Here is a 14,120-nt window from a genome sequence, read left to right on the forward strand (position 1 = left end):
CATTGAATGAATAAGTATCAAAAAATTTTAAAATTCGCAAGACCACACCAGAAATACATTTATGGAAGTTTATTTTTCAATTTGTTGTATTCTGTATTCCAAATTGCTTCTTTAGGAACAATTTTGCCGGTTTTGGGAATGCTTTTCGGAACCATTGAGGCTAAAAAATATAGCCATCCACCTGTTTATTCGGGAAAAATTTTAGACTTTTTTTCTTACATAAAAGAATATGCCAATTACTATGTACAAACATTGGTTACTGACTATGGAGCGCTTAAGGTACTGGCTTGGCTGTGTATCATCACTGCTTTTATGTTTTTACTGAGAAATCTTTTCAGATATTTGGGTTCATTTTTACTGATCAATTATCGTGTAGGAGTTACCAAAGACCTTCGTGGAGCTATGTACAGAAAGATTCTTTCTTTGCCGGTTTCTTTTTTTACAGAAAGCAGAAAAGGAGATTTAATGTCGCGTATGTCAAACGACGTGGGTGAAGTAGAAGGAAATATTTTGGGAAGTCTGGTAGAATTGATCAATGCACCATTTATGTTGATCAGTACATTGGTAACACTATTCTTCCTGAGTACAGAAATGACACTTTTCTCACTGTTGGTATTACCCGTAATGGGAACCATGATTGCCTTAATCGGGAAAAGTTTAAAAAAGGATTCTCATGAAGCTCAAAACGAAATGGGAACCATTTTCTCTATTGTAGATGAAACATTGAAGTCCACAAAAGTAATTAAGATCTTCAGTGCAGAAAAAATAATGGACAACCGATTCATGCAGTCTATGCAAAGATGGATCAACAGCTCCATAAGATTGGGAAGAAAAAAGGAGCTTGCATCGCCAATGAGTGAGTTTCTAGGCTCAGTGACATTCTTAATTATCGCTTGGTATGGTGGGAAACAAATTATCGTAGAACAAAGCATTTCTCCTGCAGATTTCCTTGTATTTCTGGGTATTTTCTTCCAAATTTTACCTCCTGTTAAAAGTTTATCCCAGTCAATCTCCAATGTTCAGAAAGGAGAAGCATCTCTTGAAAGAGTTTTAGAAATCCTTGATGCAGATGTAAAAATTGATGAGGTAGCAGAACCTGTTGCAATTTCTACCCTGAATAATGCTATTGAATTTAATAATATTGGGTTCTATTACGATAAAGACCATACCATTCTTAAAAACTTCTCATTAAGTATTCCGAAAGGAAAAACCGTTGCGCTTGTTGGACAAAGTGGTAGTGGAAAAACAACCATTGCGAACCTTTTAGCCAGATTTTATGATGTTTCCGAAGGCGAAATTTTAATTGACGGAGTTAATATTAAACATTTAAAACTAAAAGAATACCGCAAGTTATTAGGAATGGTAACTCAAGAGTCCGTTTTATTCAACGATACTGTTTATAATAACATTTTGATGGGTAAACCTGATGCGACAAGAGAAGAGGTAATTGCAGCCGCGAAAATCGCCAATGCAGACTCATTCATCACCAATCTTCCTGATGGATATGATTCCAATATCGGAGACGACGGCGGAAAACTTTCCGGAGGTCAGAAACAAAGGGTTTCTATTGCGAGAGCCGTATTGAAAAATCCACCGATTATGATTCTGGATGAAGCCACTTCAGCATTGGATACAGAATCCGAAAGATTTGTTCAGGATGCGTTGGAAAAAATGATGGAAAACCGAACATCCTTAGTCATTGCTCACCGTCTCTCAACAATTCAGAAAGCGGACTGGATCGTGGTAATGGAAAAAGGTGATATTATGGAACAGGGAACTCATCACGATCTTATTGCCAAAAGAGGAGTGTATCACAAATTGGTTGAGCTTCAAAACTTTGATTAAAAATATTTAAATCATTTTAAAAATGAATCCTATACAAGAGTACTTCTACAGAATCGATGAGCCTGAAAGAAGTACTCTTCTTTTTTTACGCAAAAAGATCCTCGAATCTGATCCAGACAATATCACGGAAACATTAAGCTTTGGATTGCCGTTTTTTAAGTATAAAAAGAAAATGCTGTGCTATTTGTATTATAGCAAAAAACACAAGAAGCATTATATAAGTTTCTATCATGGGGACAAACTAAATCATCCTTTACTCCTACAGGAGGGCAGAAAGAGGTTTAAAATCCTTTTAATCGATGGGAATGAAGATTTGCCTTTAGATTTTATTTTAGGCTTAATTAATGAAGTAAAGCAATACATCAAATAAAATAAGAGAACCCCAATGGATTCTCTTATTTTATTTGACAGATATTAGATTATTTCTTAATGATCTTATGTTTAAATTGGGTTCCTCCTTCCAACGTAATATCCAGCAAATATGTCCCGGCAGAATACGGAGTCATATCCACCTTAGAATCTTTTACCTCATTTAATTTTCTTCCGTCTAAAGAATAGACAAGAATATTCTTCACTTTTTTATCCGATCTTATGTTTACAAAATCTGCAGTAGGATTAGGATAAATTGACACATCTATGGTAGAAACATCTTTCACAGACAAAAGCTGATTATTGCTTTGCATATAAATAGAAAGAACTATCCTTCCATCCTGTCCGTAAAAAACAGCAGTCGGAACTTCATACTTTAGTACATGACTTCCAGCAGTAAGCGTAGGAGATGTAAAACTTCTGATTGGTACGGAATCTCCGGGACACCAGTTATTCCAAGAAGTCCACCAAGCCGTAGTTTTTACAGATGTTCCGTATATTCCATTTCCTTGCGTGTTGTACATTCGGTACGGTTCACAGGATTTTCCACCCGGAGTAAAAGTTAGAACCTGGGCATTATCTAATGAAACCTGATTTTGCCTTCTTACATATTCCTCTCCATTGGTATTGGCTCCATGGGGTGTGGAAATTATGAAAAACTTAGCGTTATCCGTGCTTTGGTTTACATTAAAATTAACCAACCTTACTGTTTCTCCGGCTTGGTCCGTATTATTATAATTATTCAACTCATTGGAGTCTAATAGCGGAAGCAGATTATTATACGAAGTAGTAACTGAAGGATCATTATACGTTACAAAATTCAGAGTGCCCTCAAAAACATCATTTCTCCCCGAACAGCCTACTACCTGGGTATTGGCTGCATAAGGAACTCCAAAAACATCAAGCTCCACATAAATATCATACGTATTTCGTAAAGTTACATTACTGAACACCGCATACAGATTATCTACTTCATAAGTGTACGGAACTGTAGTTGGAGAAATATTTTTATTCATGAAAGGAGTAATATACCTCCCTATTTCAAATCTTTTCACTCCTGTATCACTCAATGTATAAGTTGCCTGATTTTTGGGAACTAAGGCAATATGTACACCTCCTATTCGGTCATAATTATCGCAGAGCGCTCCGATATTTACATTCATCTGAATTTTATTCTGAAAAGAATTCAGTTCAGTATCACTTAGTTTTCTGGCATATCTGTAATTCGCCAATCGAATTGTATTTGCCGGAACCGGATTGGAAACATTTGCAGCATATCCGTCGTAAAAAACAACCTGTGAAAAGACATTTATAGTAGTCTGTGCTGCCATTTTAAAAAAGCCGGCAAAGAGCATTAAAGGAAATAGAATTTTTTTCATTCAAACCTAAATTTTATGATTTTGCAACAAAAATACAATTTTGAATAAAAATAAACAAGGTTAAACATTTAAATATATTAAAAAATATAATTCGTTGAAATATAATTTACATTTTAATAAATCAAACTTATTTAAACAAAAAAGACCGCTTCTTCCGAAACAGTCTTTTTTAATATTTTGATAAATCTTAATCTTTTAGTTTGGCGATCACATCTAAACCTCCTTTAGTAATATCACCTATCTTGCAGATGATTTCAGTATCCAGAGGCAGGAAAACGTCCATTCTTGAACCGAATTTGATAAACCCAAACTCATGTCCTGCTTTTGCTGCATCTCCTTCATTACAATAGAAAACAATTCTTCTCGCTACATATCCTGCAATTTGTCTGAAAACCACTTTATGGTTTGTTAAAGTTTCGACAGCAACTGTTGTTCTTTCGTTTTCTGTGGAAGATTTCTCGTGCCAGGCTACCAGATACTTTCCAGGATGATATTTCTTGTAAATTACGTTTCCTGATACAGGATATCTACAAATATGAACATTTAGCGGAGACATGAAGATAGAAACCTGAATTGCTTTTCCCTTAATAAATTCATCTTCGTCCACTTCTTTGATCATCACCACCTTACCGTCAACCGGCGCTATCACATTTTCTCTGTGATCTAAAATGTTACGATCAGGAACCCGGAAAAACCAAAATACCAAACTATATATTACCAACAAAGGCAGAATAATAAGTAACGACCAGATTTTAAGGAAATAAATAGCTAATACGCCTAATATGACGAACAATATGGTAGCTACTGTAATTGTTCCTTTCGACTCTTTGTGTAATTTCATGAGATTATATAAATAAATTTAGCTAAAATAAAGTACAAATATACGACAGGAACACAGATTAAAAAACTATCCAGCCTATCTAATACTCCACCATGCCCCGGAATGATATTTCCACTGTCTTTTACACCGAAATTTCTCTTCAGCTGACTTTCCACCAAATCTCCCAATGGAGCGAATGCAGCCACCAAAAAACCTACGATCATCCAGTTCCCCCGAAGATCAGGATGATAATGTTCTATAAAATAAGATAAAACCAATGTCAGTACTACTCCACCAATATAGCCTTCCCATGTTTTTTTAGGAGAGATTTTAGGAGCCATTTTATGTTTTCCGAAAAATTTCCCGGTTAGGTAAGCAAAAGTATCGCTGCTCCATATCAAAATAAAAAGAAATAGCACTTCTAAAGAAAATGTATCGTCGTAAGAGGTAAATTTCGGAAGTCCCAATGCGAAAGAGAAAGGGAGAGCTATATAGATCACTGTAAAAATCAGTTTTCCGCTGTCATAGTATAATTCACTTGAAAACTTAAATAAGGTAACCACAGCGATTAAAATTAGAACAATCGCCAATATTTCGCTTAATCTGAAATCAAAAAAGAAACCATAGTTAAAATATCGCTTAGAAAAGAGATAAAAGATAAATGCAATAAGAGGCAGCACCACCCATTTTTCATATCCGTTGCCAAACTGCATAATTTTTACGCATTCCCAGGTTCCTACAAGCATTAAAAATGTAATCAGTCCGTAATAAAGATATTGTTGTTTAACCAAATCCGGAGAAATAGAATTAATCAGTTTCGCTCCCAATGGAGTAACACATAAAACAATAATTGCAACATATACAATTCCGGAAAGGGTTCGTTGAATAAGGTTTTTGTCCAAAATTTAAAATTTAGAAAGTTGATGCTTAATCTTCAAGCAGCAATAAAAACAACTTCGTATTAGAATTAGAAGAAGTGTCCATTTTTGATTGATTACCGCTGATTGAAGTCAGATTTTTGATGTTACCATTTCTTTTGATCTTTCCCATCGCATCATTGAGGTTATTTACTATCTGAGAAACATTTGCGATGATGATAATTTTGCTTGGTAACCTTGAAGAGTGATAATGAAGAATATTATTATGGGACAGCATTATTCTCCCGTCGTAAGCAATAAGATATTCGCAGGTAATAAAAGCACAGTCGTTAGAAGATTCCAGATCCGGAGTATAAGGAGCCTTTACAACATTTAAAAAATTCTGAAGCTCTTTATCCCAGCAAAAAAGATTGGTAATCCCCTCTATTTTAATGATTTGATTTAAAGTCTGTAACGCTTCTCCTTCATCTGCACAATAATTAAAAAAACCTCCCGAATGCGTAAACAATTGCGCAAACTTATAATCAAGATCCGCATTTTTCAACGAATCTCCAAGTTTCTCCAGGCTCTGTTTATCCTCTTCCTCAGGCTGGTTGGTAAGTTTGCTTACAATCTTCTTGAATAAATTCAACTTAATCTATTTTTAGTCAACTTTATACAAAAATAGAAAATAAATCATAATAGATTCCAAAAATATGGTTATAAATATGAAAAAACCTGACAATTTAGAGTTGCCAGGTTTAAACTTATTTATTTTTTAAGATTTTATAGTTGAGAAGAGCTTTCAGGAGCCTGAATTTCGCTTTCCTCTTCTTTATCTTTAATTTCTATTTCTTCTGTATTTTCTTTCCCATTAGGAATAGTATTTGTTACAGGCTTTTCCGTTAATTCCGGGTCCCAAGCTCTTTTTCCGAATACTTCTTCTAAATCTTCACGGAAAATTACTTCTTTTTCCAACAGTTTGTTTGCCAAAGCATCCAGTTTATCTTTATTTTCAGTCAGAATCTGAACCGCTCTGTCATATTGATTTTCGATAATTGCTTTAATTTCAATATCGATTTTTTTCGCCGTTTCTTCAGAATAAGGTTTTCCGAAAGAATATTCAGACTGGCCTGAACTGTCATAATAAGAAATATTACCGATGTTCGGACTCAAACCATAAATCGTAACCATTGCCTGAGCTCTCTTCGTAACACTTTCCAGGTCAGAAAGCGCCCCTGTAGAGATATTGTTAAAAATAACCTGTTCTGCAGCTCTACCTCCTAATGTTGCACACATTTCGTCCAGCATTTGCTCGGTTGTTGTCAATTGTCTTTCTTCAGGCAAATACCAAGCCGCCCCTAATGAACGTCCTCTCGGCACAATTGTTACTTTCAACAATGGTGAAGCATGCTCAACCAACCATGAAATAGTAGCGTGACCAGCTTCGTGATAAGCCACTCTCTTTTTTTCTGATGGCTTAATGGCTTTATTTTTCTTTTCAAGACCTCCAATAATTCTGTCTACAGCATCAAGGAAATCCTGTTTCGTTACCGAAGTATGATTATTTCTTGCAGCAATTAATGCTGCCTCATTACAAACATTTGCAATATCCGCTCCACTGAATCCAGGTGTTTGCTTTGCCAAGAATTCTCTGTCTACATTATCATCAAGCTTGATTTTTTTCAAGTGAACATCAAAAATCTGTCTTCTTTCATGCAGTTCCGGAAGGTCTACATAAATGGAACGGTCAAAACGACCTGCTCTCATTAAAGCTTTATCCAAAATATCCGCTCTGTTGGTTGCAGCCATTACGATAACATTCGTATCGGTTCCGAAACCATCCATTTCAGTCAATAACTGGTTCAATGTATTTTCTCTTTCGTCGTTTCCGCCTGAGAAATTGTTTTTACCTCTTGCACGACCAATTGCATCAATCTCATCAATGAAAATAATAGCAGGAGATTTTGCCTTAGCCTGAGCAAATAAATCTCTTACTCTCGAAGCTCCTACCCCTACAAACATTTCTACGAAATCTGAACCTGAAAGCGAGAAGAAAGGTACTTTAGCTTCACCGGCAACCGCTTTTGCCAATAAAGTTTTACCCGTTCCCGGAGGCCCTACTAAAAGTACACCTTTAGGAATTTTACCTCCTAATTTTGTGTATTTTTCAGCATTTTTCAAGAAATCTACCACTTCCTGTACTTCTTCTTTCGCCCCTTCTAATCCCGCAACATCCTTGAACGTTACCTGTATTCTTTCTTTTTCGTCAAAAAGCTTAGCTTTAGATTTCCCGATAGAGAAAATTTGCCCTCCAGGTCCACCTCCGCTTCCCATTTTTCTGAAAAGGAAGAAATAAAATATTCCTAAGATTGTAATCCAGATTAATGCCTGAACAAGAATTTCCATCATTGGATTTTTTCCTGTTCCGTAGTCTTTTGTAGTTGCTAAAGCCGGATTAGCAGCTTTTACCTGATCAAATTTTTGTAAAAAAAGCTGAAGATCTCCATATTTAACCGTAAAATCAGCTTTCGGAGCTACTGAAAAGGCAGCAAGAGGATCATTTTCTTTTGATTTGTCCACCGTTGCTGTTTTCGCCGCTTTTGTAAGGAATACATCCGCTCTTTCAGTATCTTTATAAATTATAATGTTCTGAACTTTTCCCGCCTGCATTTCTCTGAAGAAAGCATCTTCATCCATAGATTTTGCACCGTCTCCTCCTAAAAAATTGGAGCCAACGAATAACAAAAGAGCAATGATTATTATTGGAAAAAACCAGTTAAATCCCTTATTGTTCATTTATACTTTTTAAAATTTAAAATTCATTCTCAATTTTTGTGATTTTGGCATCTCCCCAAAGTTCCTCAATATCATAGTACTCACGTACTTGTTTTTGGAAAATGTGAACCACCACAGAAACGTAGTCTACCAAAACCCACATTGCATTTTCTGTACCTTCTACATGCCATGGTCTTTCTTTAAGCTCGTTTCTTACTTTTTTCTCAACACTTCCTGCCAAAGCAGCAACCTGTGTATTCGAGTTTCCGCTACATATCACAAATGTCTCAGCTACAGAGTTTTCGATATTGGAAAGATCAAAGATCATAATATCTTCACCCTTTACATCCTGGATAGCCTCAACGATTTTATCTAATAATTCTTGTTTTTCTGCTGTTTTATTCATTAAAAAATACTATAATCTGCAAATTTATTGTTTTTCTTTTACTTTAGCCTTACTTTTACCCCCTTAATGTCTTAAAGTTTTCTTAAATGAGCCAATTATTCTATCTAAAAGAATGCTCTTCTACTAATGACGAAATATCAAAGTTTTTACTTTATGATCACTCAGATTTTATTTCGGTGCACACCTATAATCAGACTCAGGGTCGCGGACAGTACGGAAATACATGGGCTGCGACTGCAGGGAAAAATTTAGCTTATACACTGGCGGTAAAGATCCAAAACATTTTGGTTTCAGATTTTATGTTCAATTATTATACCGCAATTATCATTAGAGATTTTCTTGCCAATCTGACTGAAAATAAAGTAGAGATAAAATGGCCAAACGATATCATCCTTAAAAATAAAAAAATCGTTGGAATTTTAATAGAAAAGAAAAAAATTAATCAAAATAATTATTTCATCATTGGGGCCGGATTCAATATCCTGCAGGAAAAATTTGACGAAATATCCAATGCAGGCTCCCTTTTAACGCAGACAGGAAAGCATTTTGATATTAATCAATTTACTTTAAACTTACATGATTTTTTGGTTGAAAAACTTCAAAACATTCCTTCAGAACAAGAAATTTTGAATCAATTCAACGACTATTTGTTCCGAAAGGATCAGATTTCGGTTTTCGAGCTCGACCAGAAAAGACAAAATGGCATTATAAGACACGCCGATGAAAAAGGCGAACTCTGGATTGAACTTGAAAGCGGATTACAATCTTTTTACCACAAAGAAATAAAGCTTCTTTACTGATTAGCTCTTTTAAGATATAAATAGGCAGCAAGAGGGAAAAAGACAATATTGGGAAACCACATTGCCAGAATCGGCGACATACTTTTATTTTCAGACACCACTTTTAACGCTTCAAAGGAAAAAACAAAAACAAAGGCTAAAGAAATCCCGACGGCCAGGTTAATTCCTAACCCTCCTCTTTTTTTCTGGGAAGATAATGAAAGCGCTAAAAACGTAAGAATAATAATAGAAACAGGCATTGAAGTCCTCTGATAGAGCTCATTTAAATGGGTATTTAAATTACTGTTTCCTTTTTCTTTCTCTCTGGCAATAAATTTCAGAAGCTCAGGAGTTGTCTTATTCTGTCCTAAAAGTTCATTCGGAAAGAGCTCTTCCGGGCTATGTCCATAGCTTTTTCTTAATTCAGCACCATTTCCAAGCTTTTCTGAATTGTCTTTATTTATTGTTTTTTCAAGATAACTATTAAGAACAAACTGCTTTTTATCCTTATCCCAATATACATCTGAAGCTTTTAGTTCGTAAATCATTTTTCTGTCCTTATCGAACTTTTGAAAAATAAATCCGGAACCTCTTTGCTCTCTTTTATTCCAGGAATTAACGAAAATATATTCCGTACGGCTTATTTGTGCCGAAGCAGGTGCCGTTCCCAATACTTTTTCCTTATTTCTGGCATTGTAAGTATAAGCTTCGAGCTCATTTTTCTTAATATTTGCCCAGGGTAGTACGAAATGATTAATCACAAGGGAAATCCCTGCAATGAAAACAGAGGTCAATAAATAGGGTCTTGCAAAACGGTGAAAACTAGCCCCACTGCTTATTACGGCAACAATCTCTGTATTATTTGCCATTCTTGAGGTAAAGTAAATCACTGAAATAAAGACCAGAATAGACAGAAACGTCATGACCAGATTGATAATCCAGAACGGATAGAAATGGATCAAAAAATAAGTCACGTTTAGTTTAGGATCCAGTTCTGTCGCAGTCTGTATCCTGGGAATCTTTGACTGAACATCGATTACCAATACAACTATAGACAACAATATCAGCATGAAACTGAATGTCCCAAGATATTTTTTGATAATATATTTATCTATAATTGTAATCATCTCTCTTATAGTCTTTGTCTAAGAACCGGAACTACAGATTTTTTCCACTCATAGAAATCTCCGGCAATAATGTGTTCTCTGGCGACTTTTACCAGATCCAAATAAAATGCTAAGTTATGAATTGAGGCAATCTGTTTCCCTAAATATTCTTTAGAAACAAATAAATGTCTCACATATGATTTTGAATATTCTCTGTCTACGAAGCTGGTTCCGAACTCATCTAAAGGTGAAAAGTCTTTTTTCCACTTTTCATTTTTCATATTCATTACCCCTTTCCAGGTGAAAAGCATGGCATTTCTTGCATTTCGGGTAGGCATTACGCAATCCATCATATCAATCCCCAAGCCTATAGATTCCAAAATATTCCACGGAGTTCCTACTCCCATTAAATATCTTGGTTTTTCTTTGGGTAAAATATCAGTAACCTCATCGGTAATTCTGTACATTTCCTCTTCAGGTTCTCCTACAGAAAGTCCGCCAATTGCATTTCCTTCTGCCCCTGCTTCAGCAATAACTTCAGCAGAGATTTTTCTTAAATCTGAATAGGTAGAACCCTGGACAATTGGAAAAAGTCTTTGTTTGTGCCCGTACAATTCAGGATTATTTTCCGTCCATTCAATGCATCTTTTCAGCCAACGGTGCGTAAGCTCCATAGAGGTTTTTGCCTGGTTGTATTCGCAAGGATACGCAACACATTCATCAAAAGCCATGAAAATATCAGCTCCTATCTGTCTTTGGATTTCCATAGATTTTTCAGGAGAGAACATATGATAACTTCCGTCGATATGGGATTTAAACCTGGCTCCTTCCTCAGTCATTTTTCTGCTGCTCGCCAAAGAAAACACCTGAAACCCACCTGAATCAGTAAGAATGGGAAGATCCCAGTTCATGAATTTATGTAAACCTCCCGCTTCCTGCATAGTCTCCATTCCGGGGCGCAGGTATAAATGGTATGTGTTTCCCAAAATAATCTGGGCTTTTATATCTTCTTTTAATTCTCTTTGGTGAACTGTTTTTACACTAGCAACTGTTCCAACAGGCATGAAAATAGGAGTTTGAATTGTACCGTGATCTGTGGTAATTTCTCCCGCTCTTGCCTTCCCTTCCGAGGTTTTTTCTATATTAAAAAACTTTTGCATCTTAAACTATCTTGATAAAGTCGGAACATTCTGAGGATTTCCGTTTTTCTTCAATTTATCTTTTATGTATTGATCTGCTTTCGGATCTTTTTTTAATAAAATTCCCTGAGCATCTTCAGTTATTCCCTGCATCTTTTGCTTTACGACGTAATACTTAAAGCTTTCAACAAAATCTTCTGATTTCACATGATGTGATTTCAGAATATATCTTGTGCCTGCTTCCAGGTTGGTATTCGGGTACATATAAGTTGCCTGGTCATTAATCGCCAGATCCGCAATAATCTCCGCCATCTGGTCTTTGGGAATCAGATTCTTAGGTTTATCAATATAATCCTGACATGAAAACAGGCACATCAAAATAAAAATGAAGACTGCTTTTTTCATAATCTGCCGATAATTGATTTCCATTTTAAGTTTAAAACACCAAAAACCGCTTCATGAATAATTCCTCCATTCATTTTACTTTCGCCTAAAATTCTGTTGGTAAAAATAATAGGAACTTCTACAATTTTGAATCCTTTTTTGAAGGTTCTGAATTTCATTTCAATCTGAAACCCATATCCTTTCAATCTTACATTATCAACACCTATTTCTTCCAATACTTTTCTTGAAAAACAAACAAAACCTGCTGTTGTATCATGAATGGGAAGTCCCAAAACAAATCTTACATATTTTGAGGCAAAATAAGAAAGCAAAACTCTTCCCATTGGCCAATTGACCACATTTACTCCTTTCGAATACCGGGAACCGATGGCCATATCTGCATTTAAACAAGCTTCAAAAAGTTTTGGCAAATCGTTTGGGTTGTGGGAGAAATCAGCATCCATTTCGAAAATATAGTCATAATTATTCTCAATCGCCCATTTAAACCCATGAATGTATGCTTTTCCCAAACCATCTTTCACCTTTCGGACTGAGAGGTGCAAATAGTGTGGGAATTCTTTTTGTAAATCCTTTACGATCTCTGCAGTTCCATCTGGAGACGAATCATCCACAACCAAAATATGAAAGTCATCCTCCAATGCAAAAACCGCGGAAATAATATCTTGAATATTTTCCTTTTCGTTATAAGTTGGAATTATGACCAGTTTTTTCATTTCAGTTTGCAAAGATAGTTTATTTAACCTTTTTATTTTATACAAAATAATCTATAATTTTGCAAAAAACATTCCGTTGTTATTATCACAAAATTTTATAAACCATGTAAGAATACCTGAGAACAACGATTGGGTAATTTTTATATTGCTGGGCTGCATCTTTTTATTTATTTTTATGATGAATGTCATAGAAAGGGACGCCAATTTAAAGGATTTTCTGCTTCAGAAATATTTTGATGCCAGTAACAATTTACCCAGTTGGGTCATTACTTCATGCGTAACCGCACTCACTTTGTCGGTTTTAGCATCTCAATATATCCCAGTTGTTCCTAAATTTGTTTCCGATCTCCAGATTTTGGGATATCAACTCAATAAATTCGGATTTACTTTCATTGCCATCATACTTTTTTATGCTGTTAAATCTGTTTTAGGCTTTTTATTTTACCAAAGTATAGGTGATGGAAAAAAATGGTCAGTTTTTTATTTTACTGCCACAAAATTCTACTTTGTTTTATCATTTTTATTAATAATTCTCTGTGTTACCCACTATTATTTCCCGATAGACAGAAATAAATCTTTTTTGTATTATTTATACTTCTTTTGTTTTGTCTTTATTTTCAAGGTTTTTTTCTATTTATTTCACAGAAACAACGTTTTGCCGGAAAAATGGTATTATAAATTTTTGTATATTTGCACCCTCCAAATCGCACCAATATTATTGCTTTGGAAGGTATTATTTTTATAAACAGTCAATGATGAGAATAAAGTCTATATTGGTTTCACAACCTGCGCCTAGTGAATCTTCTCCATACTTGGATATAGCGAAGAAGGAAAAAATAAAAATAGATTTCCGACCTTTCATCCACGTCGAAGGAGTTGACAACAAAGAATTAAGAACACAAAAGATAGATCTAACGCAATATACCGGTATTATCTTTACCAGTAAAAATGCAATAGACCACTACTTCAGACTTGCCGAGGAACTTCGTTTTTCGGTCCCAGATACGATGAGATATATCTGTCAATCTGAAGCGATTGCCAATTATCTTCAAAAGCATATTGTCTATAGAAAAAGAAAGATCAGTTTCGGAGAGAAGAATTTCTCGGATCTTGCTCCTCTTTTCAAAAAATTCCCAACAGAAAAATACCTTTTGCCATCTTCGGATGTACTAAGTCCGGATATTGTAAAAACACTGGATGCGGCGAATATTGACTGGACAAGAGCCATCATGTACAGAACGGTTTGCAGTGATCTTACAGATATCAACATTAAAGATTATGAAATGTTGATTTTCTTCAGCCCGCAAGGAATTAAATCTTTACAGCAGAATTTCCCGGATTTCAAGCAAGATGAAACAAAAATCGGAGTATTCGGAAATACAACTTTGGCTGCAGCAGAAGAGGCAGGACTGAGGGTAGATTTAATGGCACCTACAAAAGAAACTCCTTCCATGACTATGGCATTGGAAAAATATATTAAAACACTTCACAAATAGTTTTTAATATCAAAAATAAATCAGCCGT

Annotated in this window: 15 protein-coding genes; 5 read left to right on the forward strand and 10 right to left on the reverse strand. The window is 35.2% G+C overall.

Translation table 11 applies throughout. The features are described from left to right. Positions 1–6 precede the first annotated feature (6 nt). Positions 7–1,845 carry an ABC transporter ATP-binding protein gene (locus tag CLV73_RS13105; RefSeq protein WP_100377333.1) on the forward strand — a complete coding sequence of 613 codons (1,839 nt, stop codon included), beginning with the start codon at positions 7–9 and terminating at the stop codon, positions 1,843–1,845. A gap of 22 nt (positions 1,846–1,867) precedes the next feature. Continuing rightward, entirely contained in the window at positions 1,868–2,215 is a 348-nt protein-coding gene (locus CLV73_RS13110; RefSeq protein WP_100377334.1) for a DUF1801 domain-containing protein, read from the forward strand. Positions 2,216–2,264: 49 nt separating this feature from the next. On the opposite strand, the gene CLV73_RS13115 is transcribed toward CLV73_RS13110, so the two are convergent. The 6 genes from CLV73_RS13115 to rsfS all read right to left on the reverse strand — a co-directional run bounded on the left by CLV73_RS13115 (position 2,265) and on the right by rsfS (position 8,454). Continuing rightward, entirely contained in the window at positions 2,265–3,593 is a 1,329-nt protein-coding gene (locus tag CLV73_RS13115; protein WP_100377335.1) for a peptide-N-glycosidase F-related protein, read from the reverse strand. 187 nt (positions 3,594–3,780) lie between these two features. Beyond that, positions 3,781–4,434, reverse strand: a complete 654-nt coding sequence (locus CLV73_RS13120) for a phosphatidylserine decarboxylase family protein (protein WP_100377336.1) — start codon at positions 4,432–4,434, stop codon at positions 3,781–3,783. Beyond that, a complete protein-coding gene (locus CLV73_RS13125) occupies positions 4,431–5,315 on the reverse strand; it encodes a phosphatidate cytidylyltransferase (RefSeq protein ID WP_100377337.1) in 885 nt (294 codons plus the stop codon). The genes CLV73_RS13120 and CLV73_RS13125 overlap by 4 nt, the downstream gene beginning before the upstream one ends. Positions 5,316–5,340: 25 nt before the next feature. Beyond that, on the reverse strand, positions 5,341–5,922 hold the full coding sequence (locus CLV73_RS13130) for an LUD domain-containing protein (protein ID WP_185116775.1): 582 nt from the start codon (positions 5,920–5,922) through the stop codon (positions 5,341–5,343). Between the two features lie 134 nt (positions 5,923–6,056). After that, positions 6,057–8,069, reverse strand: coding sequence for an ATP-dependent zinc metalloprotease FtsH (ftsH, locus tag CLV73_RS13135; RefSeq protein ID WP_100377339.1), 2,013 nt, complete (start codon positions 8,067–8,069; stop codon positions 6,057–6,059). A gap of 16 nt (positions 8,070–8,085) precedes the next feature. Further along, positions 8,086–8,454, reverse strand: coding sequence for a ribosome silencing factor (gene rsfS, locus CLV73_RS13140; RefSeq protein ID WP_100377340.1), 369 nt, complete (start codon positions 8,452–8,454; stop codon positions 8,086–8,088). Between the two features lie 86 nt (positions 8,455–8,540). On the opposite strand from rsfS, the gene CLV73_RS13145 reads away from it, so the two are divergent. After that, a complete protein-coding gene (locus tag CLV73_RS13145; RefSeq protein WP_100377341.1) occupies positions 8,541–9,254 on the forward strand; it encodes a biotin--[acetyl-CoA-carboxylase] ligase in 714 nt (237 codons plus the stop codon). Here the strand turns inward: CLV73_RS13145 and CLV73_RS13150 are convergent. From CLV73_RS13150 to CLV73_RS13165, 4 genes are read right to left on the reverse strand one after another with little or no spacing between them, the layout of a single operon-like run. Continuing rightward, entirely contained in the window at positions 9,248–10,357 is a 1,110-nt protein-coding gene (locus tag CLV73_RS13150; RefSeq protein WP_100377863.1) for an LptF/LptG family permease, read from the reverse strand. The genes CLV73_RS13145 and CLV73_RS13150 overlap by 7 nt on opposite strands. Positions 10,358–10,365: 8 nt before the next feature. After that, positions 10,366–11,499: a tRNA guanosine(34) transglycosylase Tgt gene (tgt, locus tag CLV73_RS13155; protein WP_100377342.1), complete on the reverse strand. Its 1,134-nt coding sequence runs from the start codon at positions 11,497–11,499 to the stop codon at positions 10,366–10,368. Positions 11,500–11,505: 6 nt separating this feature from the next. Then, entirely contained in the window at positions 11,506–11,883 is a 378-nt protein-coding gene (locus CLV73_RS13160) for a DUF4296 domain-containing protein (RefSeq protein ID WP_100377343.1), read from the reverse strand. Next, complete coding sequence (locus CLV73_RS13165; protein WP_100377344.1) at positions 11,880–12,596, reverse strand: polyprenol monophosphomannose synthase; 717 nt, start codon at positions 12,594–12,596, stop codon at positions 11,880–11,882. Before CLV73_RS13165 ends, CLV73_RS13160 begins: the two co-directional genes overlap by 4 nt. Before the next feature lie 178 nt (positions 12,597–12,774). Here CLV73_RS13165 and CLV73_RS13170 point away from each other — a divergent pair, with 178 nt between their 5' ends. Further along, the gene (locus tag CLV73_RS13170) at positions 12,775–13,341 is read left to right on the forward strand and encodes a DUF4271 domain-containing protein (RefSeq protein ID WP_394336979.1); all 567 of its coding nucleotides are present in this window, start codon (positions 12,775–12,777) and stop codon (positions 13,339–13,341) included. A 10-nt stretch (positions 13,342–13,351) separates the two neighbouring features. After that, on the forward strand, positions 13,352–14,092 hold the full coding sequence (locus CLV73_RS13175) for a uroporphyrinogen-III synthase (protein WP_100377346.1): 741 nt from the start codon (positions 13,352–13,354) through the stop codon (positions 14,090–14,092). Positions 14,093–14,120 lie beyond the last annotated feature (28 nt).

This window comes from Chryseobacterium geocarposphaerae (assembly GCF_002797535.1).
In the GTDB taxonomy this organism is placed as follows: domain Bacteria; phylum Bacteroidota; class Bacteroidia; order Flavobacteriales; family Weeksellaceae; genus Chryseobacterium; species Chryseobacterium geocarposphaerae.